We start from the raw sequence: 10,231 nt of genomic DNA, 5'->3' as shown, positions 1-10,231 counted from the left end.
CATCTTGGCGGTTCCTTGACCGCCAAGATGGCGGCGTTACGTAAGTAATGCGTAAGTCCTACAGAAGTTAACCCGCGAGCATCGCCCCTTCAGGCGTTGGGATAGGCGCTGCGAATGAGAGCCGCATTCAAAAAAGATGTTAATTTGTATCAAAATTGGTGTAATATAAAAACGTGGAATGGATACACAGACGCAAGTTTGGGATTTAATGCCTACCACACAACTACGCGGAGACTCCGCGAAATCAGGGACTTAATAAACCCCAAAACACTTGAGGAGCTTGTTGAAAGACAAGGATAGCAGCCCACCTTATTTAAGGGAAAAGGATTGCGCCCAGGAACCTTAGTAATAAGGATATTTACAGCGAAATCTCCTAAGAATCCCACCCCCTTCAAGGGTGGGAGTGTCAAATCAGGCATTACTGTGACTCAGAAATATCAGGCTCGAATTTATATCACCCTCCGCCCCTCGGTTTTAGACCCTGCTGGTACTGCTGTACAGTCTGGTTTGGAACACATGGGCTATGACAATGTTGAGCGCATCCGGATTGGCAAGTATATTGAAATGACGCTTTCTTGTGTCGATGAAGCCGCAGCCCGCCTTGAACTCGACCGTATTTGCGATCAACTGTTAGCTAATCCTGTTATTGAGAATTATACTTTTGATTTGACGGAATTGTTAATGGTGAGTGGTTAGTGGTTAGTGGTTAATTGGAAAATACACCTAACAATTACCAATTACCAATTACCAATTACCAATTACCAATTACCAATTACCAATTATGAAATTTGGCGTTATTGTTTTTCCAGGTTCAAATTGCGATCGCGATGTGGTTTGGGTGACTCAAGGCTTGCTAAATCAGCCTACTCGCATGATTTGGCATGAAGAAACGGATATTTCTGACCTAGATGTGGTAGTAATTCCCGGTGGTTTCAGTTATGGAGATTATTTGAGATGCGGCGCGATCGCACGTTTTTCTCCAGTGATGAAAGCTACTGTAGAACACGCCAAACTGGGTAAACCCGTTTTGGGCATTTGCAACGGTTTTCAAGTATTAACCGAAGCGGGTTTACTCCCAGGGGCCTTAACCAGAAATGCAGGTTTAAGTTTTATTTGCGATCGCACCCCTCTCAAAGTCGAACGCACTAACACTCTTTGGACTTCGGCTTATAAATCCGGTCAAATTATCAACCTTCCCATTGCTCACGGTGAGGGGCGCTACTATGCGGATGCTGATACTTTAGCTGAACTTGAAGATAACGGTCAAATCTTATTTCGCTACTGTACAAGTGCAGGTGAAATCAGCAATACTGGCAATCCTAACGGTTCGTTAAATAATATTGCAGGTATTTGCAATCGTCAAGGAAATGTGTTAGGAATGATGCCGCATCCAGAAAGGGCTTCCGATCCTATGTTGGGCAATACGGAGGGTATTAAATTGTTTGAAGGACTATTGTTGGCTACTATTGCAGATGCTAATCTCGTTCCTCATTGATTAGAGAAATGATGAAGCTAGAGTCGATCGCATCTTCAGGAGAAAAGGGACAAAGTTCACTAAAACTATTAACAGGTAGCTTGGTTTCCGTAGAAGCATCAACGACAGCATTAGAGTAGCAGTCAGAAAATACTTCAAGATAGTAAGGTTTGAGGCTAGGACTATCTTTTAATAAAAACTCTAGCTGACGGCGTTGTTCGAGAATCGTACTTATCCAAGAATTTGAGCGTAATGAGGGTTGATATTGATACTTGAGTAAGTGCATCAACAAAACAATTAAGCGGTTTTTAAGTTCCCGTCGCTGACTACCACTCATTGACTCAATTTCCTCAATTAAATTGTCAAAGTCAACGTCATCAAGTTGGCGGGAGCGCAACAGTTGAGCCGTCGTATTGAGCCACAGATAAAAATCCTCTTTATAGAGACTGTCTCTATGAGTAACTGATGTTTTGTTCGAGTTGGTAGTCATAGCGATCGCACTTATAAACTAATTAGCCAGTAAATCTGTTAAGCTGTTACGCATATAAACTGTATTATCTGTGTCTGCGACCTAACCCCCAACCCCTTCCCTGCAAGGTTCGGGGAGGAATAGGTTGATGAATTAATACACAAATTAAATGTGTAAAAGCTTATCCTATCTACCTGTAGCGAACTGCAAACAGCTAGGTCAGGACTTATGCACTGTACCATAAACCTAGGTTTGAGATTGCTTCCCTACGGTCGCAATGACAGAAAATCGTAGTACGTGCGTAAGTCCTAAACAAGTTACCAATTACCAATTACCAATTACCAATTATCAATTACCAATTAACCGCTATATCTAATGATTTCTCTCCTCCTCAGCTTTGCTACCATTGCTGGGTAACTCCAAGCAATAGCCAGCCCCATAAACCGTTTTAATGAAGCGGGGATGGCGGGGATCGGGTTCCATCTTGGTTCTCAGGTGTCTGATGTGTACTCTGATCGTCTCGATGTCGTCGTCAGGATCGTATCCCCAAACTTCTTTGAGAATTTCGCTGGGAGAGACGGTTTGACCGTGACGCTGGAGTAAGCAGTGCAGTAACTCGAATTCTAGGTGAGTGAGTTTGACTATTTGAGCGTACCAAATAGCCTCAAATCTCTCTGGGACGAGGGTAAGAGGGCCGTAGCTCAGGATTTCAGCGTGTTTGGCGGCTTGAGGGATGCGGTCGGTTCGCCGCAGCAAGGCTCGCACTCTCGCTAGCATCTCTTCTAGCTCAAAGGGTTTGGTCAGGTAGTCGTCAGCACCGGAGTTAAAGCCTTCTACTTTATCTTGGGTTTGACCCAAGGCGGTCAGCATTAATACGGGAATGTCTGCGGTGCGATCGTCGCGGCGCAAACGCTGGCAAACTGTAAATCCATCTACCCTCGGCAGCATTAAATCTAGCATGATCAAGTCAGGCAGCATTTGGATGGCTAGGGCCTGACCTTTGATGCCGTCTTCTGCCTGGGTGACTTCGTAGCCGGCCATTTCTAGGTTGACGGCAACAAGTTCCGCGATCGTAGGGTCATCATCAATAACAAGTATCCGGGGCATCATTATTCATCTTACCGCTAACCAGATGACGGAGGGTATAGCCTTCTGGCGGTTCTAGGTATGTTTAATTGTGAATCTTTTAATCTTAAGCTTTTTTACCGATTATAAGGTTCATTAATTAAATTAAAAATTAAAAATTGAAAATTGAAAATTAAGGATTGGTCAGCAGTGCGATCGCACTTTAGAGGAGCCGAGATCCAAAACTTAGACAAAATGTAATCTAGATTAGGGTAGATATACTGATTTCGAGCAGATGAAACCTTAGTATGATGAAGTGAAAGGCGAAATAGGTGCAAAACACCAAGCCCCAAACTCAACTTGAGGGAATTGAATCATGGCTGTTGAAAAAGTAAACTCATCCTCTAGCTTGGCTGAAGTGGTTGACCGCATTTTGGACAAGGGGATTGTAATTGATGCGTGGGTACGCATTTCTCTCGTGGGTATCGAACTGATAGCCATCGAAGCTAGGATCGTGATTGCTTCTGTGGAAACCTACCTGAAGTATGCTGAAGCTGTTGGTTTGACTTCTCAAGCGGCGGTTCCGTCTGTCTAGCTAAAACGGGAATTGGGAATGGGAACTGAACATTAAGGGTGCAAGCTACACGAGTGCAGAGGTAAATAATACGCTACAAGAATCTAAGATAAGTTGCTCATTTCCCTTCCTGTGACTGCTGCGCCTGATTAATCCCGCGTCCGATCGATACTGATTAAAGATTTGGATGCGGGGATGGGAATGAAAAAACCCAGATTTCGATCTAAATTTAAGACAGATTAGCCCCGATAGTTGGGCACAAATGAAATGGGATCGGGACTTACGCAAAACTATCAGTAACGCTGCCCGGAAAGACGGTCAAGTCACCGCCAAGATGCCGGCGTTACGTAATTATGCGTAAGTCCTGGGGATAACTGAATCAGGAGGTAACTCTGATCATGGCTCTTTTAGATGAGTGGCGATCGCAAAGGGAAGAGCGTCAGCAAGAGGTGCGATCGCGCCAGCAAAATGTGCGATTGACTATTGCTACGCTACAAGAAGAACGTCTGACTCAAGGATTGCACGATCGCAACTGGAGACAGCAGGCATATACGAATTTGCAACGGCAGACGCAGCAATTTTTGACGGCGACAAGCTCTAATCGCCGCATTCAAGCTGAGTTGTTAGCTAAAAAACTTGATGAATTTACGCGATCGCTTTCGTTGCAAACGGCTCAGTTTTTAGCGGAGACTACAACAGATAGAGAAAAACTGGCAACGGCGACACTTAAAGAGTTGCGCGAATTTCACGCAACTCTGAGTGCAACTTTGGCGACTTTGCGCCAACAACGCCAAGATCGGATCGAAATGCTCAAAAATCAGACCCAAGACCTTTTAACATCAAGTTACTTGCAGCGAATTCAAACTCAAGCGCAATTAAATCGCCAATTAACTGTCTGGATGGAAGCTTTGCGATCGGATATTCAAAGTTATTTGCAAGAATTGGAGTTGATGGGTGAAGCAAGGAGGCGACAGCTACACCAATCTTTTCAGGAATCGAGGGCACAGCGATTGGTAGAGGCTCAACAGATACGCGATCGCCACGCTCGTTTTCAAGCTCAACTGCATTTGTACCGCCAAAATTTACAATTTGAAGTTTGGGGCGAACACAGTAAGATCGTATCTAAGACCCATCAACACTATCAAGGCAGTAAAATTGGATTTCAATCTGTTGCTGCTGAAGCTCCAATCAAGCTAGAGGCGGAGATGAAAGCGAAGCCAGCGGAAGCTATAAAGCCCAATATGACCGCACTACAGGAGCAACAGGTTTATAACTACATTCGCCAGGGTAAGGGGGCACGGTTAACGGAAATTGAGGCAGCAACGGCTCTCAGTCGGGTTCAAACTGTGGATGCACTGCGATCGCTACTTCAAAAAGGTGCCATTGTCCAGCGCGATCGCCTTTACTTGAGTTTAGATGCAGTTAAAGTTCCCGTTACTATCACACGCTAAAGTTAACAGTTAACAGTTAACAATTAACAGTTAACAATTAACAGTTAACCGTTAACAGTTAACCGTTAACAGTTAACAGCCATCCCAAAATTCAAAACTTAAATTGCTATGACTACAGTGCTCAGAGCGCGTCCTAAAGGATATGTGAATACCCGCGCCGCCGAAGAAATGGCACTCAGGGCTCTAAGGTATTTAAAATCAGGCTTTGGCGTACATTTGCGCGGCCCTGCGGGCACGGGAAAAACAACTTTGGCGCTGCATTTAGCAGATTTGTTAGCGCGTCCAACAGTGCTGATGTTTGGCGACGATCAACTCAAAAGTACAGATTTAATTGGCAATCACTCAGGTTATACACGCAAAAAAGTAGTCGATAATTACATTCACAGCGTCATTAAATTAGAAGATGAATTGCGGCAAAACTGGGTGGATTCAAGATTAACTTTGGCTTGTCGCGAAGGATTTACATTAGTTTATGACGAGTTCAACCGTTCTCGTCCAGAAGTTAACAATGTATTGCTTTCAGCTTTGGAAGAAAAACTGTTAGTGCTGCCACCTAATGGTAATAAGTCTGAATATATTAAGGTACACCCGGAATTCCGGGCAATTTTCACTTCCAATTCTGAGGAATACTGCGGAGTTCACGACACGCAAGATGCCTTGATGGATCGGTTGGTAACAATGAATATGCCAGATCCAGATGAGGAAACTCAGCAGGAAATTATCGTGGGAAAACTGGGGATAAATGAAGAGTATGCTCGGAGAATTGTACAGTTAGCGAGAGAGTTTCGCCATCGGATCGGTACGGACAAAGCTTCGGGTATGCGCCCTGCTTTAATCATTGCTAAAATCTGTCAGGAACATGAGATTGCAGCCACAGCAGAAAGTGTAGATTTTCGAGAGATTTGTGAAGATGTGCTTTTATCTCGCTGTGGTAAACCATTAAATTTGGCTACAACTATTCTGGGGGAATTGTATAGAGAACTTTCGGTAGATTGGCCTGTTCTGGAAGAATGGGAATCTAACGGCTTATTGGCAGAGGATGAGGGGGAAGATGTCAACACCACAAGTCAGAATTTAGATACAATAGACACAGCAGTCGCCGTTAGTCAAACACAGGAATTGACGCAGGAACTAATGAATCGTGCTCAAGCGCTTTGCGAAGAAGAAGTTTACACTTATTTACAGAATTCTCGCGGCGCAAGGGTTGGCGAGATTGAAGCGGCTTTAGGCATTAATCGGGTACAGACTATTGACGCGCTGCGATCGCTAATTAAAAAAGGTGTTTTGAAACAGCAGCAAAACCGTCTATTCGTAACTCAGGGAGATAATTAATAGTGATGACGCAACCAATACGCCCTCCTAGTGCTGCAAGTCGAAGTATGACTACTTCAACGGGAGGTTCTACTTTGGCAGATGTGCTAGAAAGAGTTTTAGATAAAGGAATTGTAATTGCTGGAGATATTTCGGTTTCTGTTGGTTCAACGGAGTTGTTGAGTATCCGCATTCGCTTGTTGGTTGCTTCGGTAGATAAAGCTAAGGAAATGGGAATTAATTGGTGGGAAACCGATCCTTATTTGAGCAATCAGGCACGGACTTTGACTGAATCCAATCAAATGTTATTAGAACAAGTGAAGAGGTTAGAAGCAGAAATGCAAGCGCTGAAATCGCTAGTGGGCAGTCAGCCGCCAATCACTGAATCGGTTAATGCTGGGTTAGGAGTAAATGAGCAATAAATTAATTGCTAATTGCTAATTGCTAATTGCTAATTGCTAATTGCTAACTTCGCGATCTTAACTATCCTCTCCATCTCCTATATGCTTGTTCCCAATTCTGAAAAACCTAGTAAAGATTCAGGTTTAGCGCCGCTGCTACTAACTGTGGTGGAACTCATCCGTCAATTGATGGAAGCGCAAATAATTCGCCGCATGGAAGCTGGTATTTTAAGCGATGCAGAATTAGATCGGGCGGCTGAGAGTTTGAAGCAGTTGGAAGCGCAAGTTTTGCAAATGTGTGAGATATTTGAAATCGATCCTGCTGACTTAAATTTAGATTTGTCAGAAATTGGGACTTTGCTACCAAAGTCTGGCGGGTATTATCCGGGAGAAACTTCTAGTAATCCGTCAGTTTTAGAGTTGCTGGATAGACTATTGAATACGGGGGTTGTGGTAGAAGGAAGTGTAGATTTAGGGTTGGCTAAGTTAAATTTAGTTCATGCTAAGTTGCGGTTGGTGCTAACTTCTAAACCTGATGGAGTGACAACGAAAGCTATCAACTAGAGTTGATATTGGTTAGAAGCAAGAAGGAAGAAGGAAGAAGGAAGAAGGAAGAAAAATTTAGTTATCTAGGAGAGAAGGAAGAAGGAAGAAGGAAGAAAAATTTAGTTATCTAGGAGAGAAGGAAGAATGTTTATACAGTCAGCTTTTTAGCCATCCTTATCTTATGTTTAATTACGTGGATTTACTTATCCTTTCCAGTTGATAGACAGCATCTTTTCTCCTCATGTCAAGCTTACCCGATCGCTTTCACGGCAGCTAGATAACGCTCTTTAATATCCTTGCAATCTAACTCTTCGGCGATTTCCTCCTGGCTGCCGCGCTCGATCGTGTTGGCATGACGCAATAGTGCGGCTCGGTCTGCTTTGGTATGGGTAAAAGGGGCAATGACGGCGATCGCTTCTAGCAACCGCATTGTAACTGCTACGCTTGTTTGCCCATACTGCCGAATCTGATTAAAAGCAGCATCAGTCACATCTGCAAATGTCACGGGTTCTACAATGACGCGCAGCTTATCTTGGTCATCATAACGATAAGCAGAGGGAATCTCTTTTTGTGCCAGGTGACAAAGCGCTGCACTGAGTTGATCGATACAGCGAATGGCTGTGAATGGGTCATTAATGCCGGGTGAAAGGGCGCGGACTGCAATCTCAACCAGTTGATTAATCGAAAACTCGACATCTTGCTGATCGGTGCGCTGCGAACCCAAGACAAAGGCATCATTGATTTGTTTAACCAGCTTTTTGTTACCCGATTCTGCGGGATAAACAAGTACCAGTGGACTTCCTTTAATCACAAAGTCTCCGGGGCGACGCTGAAGCTGAAGCAGGATATTAGTCTCTGTTGCAATTTGCATGAGCTGATCTGTATCGATCGCTTGCACATAATTACTGCTAGTCGCTTGAATGGCGGTTGCCTCGCGATCGAAATCGGCTGGAATATCTGAGGTGAGTGGTTCTGCTCGATGCTTCGATGCGTCGCGTCCTATCTGTTTGGGAAAGAGCCGATCGATCGCTTCATCTAGCTCACATCCCACCTTAGAAATGACATGATCGACTTGGATAGAGGTGGCGGAATGGTGAATAAAATAGATTAAAACGCCAATACTGGCGATCGCCAATCCAAGCCCGCAGGTGACTGCAATATGTGGTACAAACTCGTTCTCTTCTACACCATTGATGGTTCGCAGCACCATCAGACTGTAAACAAAGGTAGAGATGAAGGTTCCCAGTACGATTTGGTTGCCGGTATCTTGCATAAAGTTACGCAGCAGACGCGGGCCAAACTGCGAAGACGCAAGCTGAAGCGCCACGATGGTAATAGAAAATGCAGTCGTAGCAACAGTCACCATTGAACCTGCGATCGCAGAGAGAATGGCTCGTGAACCATTGGGCCCCAGGGCATACGCCCAACCTAGATCGCTAATAATATCGGTTTCTAGCTGTTGGTCAATGCCAATAGTGACAAATGAAAGCCCGATCGCCAGCACAACCATCAGGGTCGGGATGAACCAGAAGCTAGAGTGCAGTGAGTCTAAAAGCTTGCTAAACTTGGTTTCCATTTGCTATTCCTCTGTCGTTGGAGCAGGTTTTGTGCTATCTGCTTTAGACCCATTTCCCTGAACTTTGATCTCGGCAAGGCGGTTGAGCGAGCTACTAATGCTGCGTGGCTGTGGCACTTGACCTTTCCCAGAGGGCCAACCTTCGCGTTGACGAGTGCGATCGCCATCCGTTGCTTCAGTCTGGTCATGAAATAGAATTTGCTGCGTTGGGAAGGGCAGATCGATACCATTTGCCGTTAGCTTGTTTTTAATGTTAGTCAACACTCGATCTTGCAGGTCTAGCACATCGGCACGACGAGGGGGTTGCACCCACCAGCGAGCGCGAATATTGACAGTGCTGCCTGCTAATTCAACCACGAGCGCATCAGGAGCAGGCGTTTCTAACACCCCATCTGTTTCATGGATTGCCTCTAGAATAAGCTGTCGTGCTTCGTCGATATCGTCACCGTAACCAATGCCAATGTCATATTGCAAACGGCGATTTTCAAACGCAGTATTAACCGTGACAGAATTTGTAAATAGCTCAGAATTTGGAATTACAATCCGCCGCCCATCATAAGTTTTAATCATTGTGGCGCGGGTTTGAATATTTTCTACAGTCCCTTCAAAATTTTTGAACACGATTTGATCGTCGATTTGGAAGGGTTCAGTTAACAGAATTAGAATACCCGCTAGAAAGTTTTGTAAAATATCGCGAAACGCAAAGCCGATCGCTACACCACTGATTCCGAGTAGCTGTACGAGATCGCTGGCTTTAAGCGATGGAATCACGATCGACAGCGCAATAAACAAGCCCGCTAAGATAGTTGTTCCTTGTGCCAAGCGCCCCAGCACCATTCCCAGGTTGCGAGCTTGACGGCGATTGCGTGTCAAGTTTCTGACTACTTTCTTGATCGCTCTAGCAACGAAGAAAAAAATCGCAAAGACAATCAATGCCAACACCATATTTGGCAACAAAATGATAAAGTCATTCAGCATTGCCTGCATCTTATCTAAAAGAGTTGATATTTCTTCACTCATTGCACGATCGTCATAGAAAGTACCTGTACGTTAATGGAAATTAGGAGAACTAACTTCTCTCTAAGGTTGTAAATTCTCCTGTCTCAAGCTCTGAATCTCGGCGGGATGACTAAAAAGCTGACTGTATAAACATTCTTCCTTCTCTCCTAGATATAGCAGGAGGCAGGAGGCAGGAGGCTCTTATGTAGGAGGAAAATACAATACTAGAAAGGGTTTGGGCGATCGAGAATGTCAAGACCGTTGTGGCGGTTGCTATAACTAAATTTTTCTTCCTTCTTCCTTCTTCCTTCTTCCTTCTCTCCTAGATAACTAAATTTTTCTTCCTTCTTCCTTCTCTCCTAGAT

11 protein-coding genes are annotated in these 10,231 nt (G+C 44.4%); 7 read left to right on the top strand and 4 right to left on the bottom strand.

The genetic code is table 11. The annotated features are described in order from the left end of the window. Positions 1-423: 423 nt before the first annotated feature. Together purS and purQ are read left to right on the top strand one after the other, a co-directional pair. Positions 424-696 (top strand): phosphoribosylformylglycinamidine synthase subunit PurS, encoded by a 273-nt coding sequence (gene purS / locus PN499_RS15810; protein ID WP_272032983.1) that lies wholly within the window; start codon positions 424-426, stop codon positions 694-696. 85 nt (positions 697-781) lie between these two features. Next, a complete protein-coding gene (gene purQ / locus PN499_RS15805; RefSeq protein WP_272032982.1) occupies positions 782-1,495 on the top strand; it encodes a phosphoribosylformylglycinamidine synthase subunit PurQ in 714 nt (237 codons plus the stop codon). On the opposite strand, the gene PN499_RS15800 is transcribed toward purQ, so the two are convergent. Both PN499_RS15800 and PN499_RS15795 read right to left on the bottom strand, forming a co-directional pair. Further along, positions 1,476-1,964, bottom strand: a complete 489-nt coding sequence (locus tag PN499_RS15800) for a DUF29 domain-containing protein (RefSeq protein ID WP_272032979.1) — start codon at positions 1,962-1,964, stop codon at positions 1,476-1,478. The genes purQ and PN499_RS15800 overlap by 20 nt on opposite strands. A 351-nt stretch (positions 1,965-2,315) precedes the next feature. Next, complete coding sequence (locus PN499_RS15795) at positions 2,316-3,050, bottom strand: response regulator transcription factor (protein WP_272032984.1); 735 nt, start codon at positions 3,048-3,050, stop codon at positions 2,316-2,318. Positions 3,051-3,384: 334 nt separating this feature from the next. Here PN499_RS15795 and gvpA point away from each other — a divergent pair, with 334 nt between their 5' ends. The 5 genes from gvpA to PN499_RS15770 all read left to right on the top strand — a co-directional run bounded on the left by gvpA (position 3,385) and on the right by PN499_RS15770 (position 7,309). After that, on the top strand, positions 3,385-3,603 hold the full coding sequence (gvpA, locus tag PN499_RS15790; RefSeq protein ID WP_007357596.1) for a gas vesicle structural protein GvpA: 219 nt from the start codon (positions 3,385-3,387) through the stop codon (positions 3,601-3,603). Between the two features lie 377 nt (positions 3,604-3,980). Beyond that, entirely contained in the window at positions 3,981-5,033 is a 1,053-nt protein-coding gene (locus PN499_RS15785) for a coiled-coil domain-containing protein (protein ID WP_272032977.1), read from the top strand. Positions 5,034-5,141: 108 nt separating this feature from the next. Then, complete coding sequence (gvpN, locus tag PN499_RS15780) at positions 5,142-6,365, top strand: gas vesicle protein GvpN (protein ID WP_007357598.1); 1,224 nt, start codon at positions 5,142-5,144, stop codon at positions 6,363-6,365. Between the two features lie 5 nt (positions 6,366-6,370). After that, positions 6,371-6,766: a gas vesicle protein gene (locus tag PN499_RS15775; RefSeq protein ID WP_272032975.1), complete on the top strand. Its 396-nt coding sequence runs from the start codon at positions 6,371-6,373 to the stop codon at positions 6,764-6,766. A gap of 81 nt (positions 6,767-6,847) precedes the next feature. Beyond that, positions 6,848-7,309 (top strand): gas vesicle protein K, encoded by a 462-nt coding sequence (locus tag PN499_RS15770; protein ID WP_272032973.1) that lies wholly within the window; start codon positions 6,848-6,850, stop codon positions 7,307-7,309. A 232-nt stretch (positions 7,310-7,541) separates the two neighbouring features. Here PN499_RS15770 and PN499_RS15765 read toward each other — a convergent pair whose 3' ends face one another. Both PN499_RS15765 and PN499_RS15760 read right to left on the bottom strand, forming a co-directional pair. After that, entirely contained in the window at positions 7,542-8,867 is a 1,326-nt protein-coding gene (locus PN499_RS15765) for a DUF2254 domain-containing protein (RefSeq protein WP_272032971.1), read from the bottom strand. Positions 8,868-8,870: 3 nt separating this feature from the next. After that, positions 8,871-9,887, bottom strand: a complete 1,017-nt coding sequence (locus PN499_RS15760) for a mechanosensitive ion channel family protein (RefSeq protein WP_272032970.1) — start codon at positions 9,885-9,887, stop codon at positions 8,871-8,873. Between the last annotated feature and the right edge of the window lie 344 nt (positions 9,888-10,231).

This window comes from Kamptonema animale CS-326, from assembly GCF_028330895.1.
Taxonomy (GTDB): domain Bacteria; phylum Cyanobacteriota; class Cyanobacteriia; order Cyanobacteriales; family Microcoleaceae; genus Kamptonema; species Kamptonema formosum.
This window is presented reverse-complemented; position numbering and strand designations above follow the sequence as displayed.

Bases quoted from the DNA above. Each gene is read 5' to 3' on its own strand.
- purQ (WP_272032982.1), top strand. From the start codon at position 782: ATGAAATTTGGCGTTATTGTTTTTCCAGGTTCAAATTGCGATCGCGAT.
- PN499_RS15800 (WP_272032979.1), bottom strand. From the start codon at position 1,964: ATGACTACCAACTCGAACAAAACATCAGTTACTCATAGAGACAGTCTC.
- PN499_RS15795 (WP_272032984.1), bottom strand. From the start codon at position 3,050: ATGCCCCGGATACTTGTTATTGATGATGACCCTACGATCGCGGAACTT.
- gvpA (WP_007357596.1), top strand. From the start codon at position 3,385: ATGGCTGTTGAAAAAGTAAACTCATCCTCTAGCTTGGCTGAAGTGGTT.
- PN499_RS15785 (WP_272032977.1), top strand. From the start codon at position 3,981: ATGGCTCTTTTAGATGAGTGGCGATCGCAAAGGGAAGAGCGTCAGCAA.
- gvpN (WP_007357598.1), top strand. From the start codon at position 5,142: ATGACTACAGTGCTCAGAGCGCGTCCTAAAGGATATGTGAATACCCGC.
- PN499_RS15775 (WP_272032975.1), top strand. From the start codon at position 6,371: ATGACGCAACCAATACGCCCTCCTAGTGCTGCAAGTCGAAGTATGACT.
- PN499_RS15770 (WP_272032973.1), top strand. From the start codon at position 6,848: ATGCTTGTTCCCAATTCTGAAAAACCTAGTAAAGATTCAGGTTTAGCG.
- PN499_RS15765 (WP_272032971.1), bottom strand. From the start codon at position 8,867: ATGGAAACCAAGTTTAGCAAGCTTTTAGACTCACTGCACTCTAGCTTC.
- PN499_RS15760 (WP_272032970.1), bottom strand. From the start codon at position 9,887: ATGAGTGAAGAAATATCAACTCTTTTAGATAAGATGCAGGCAATGCTG.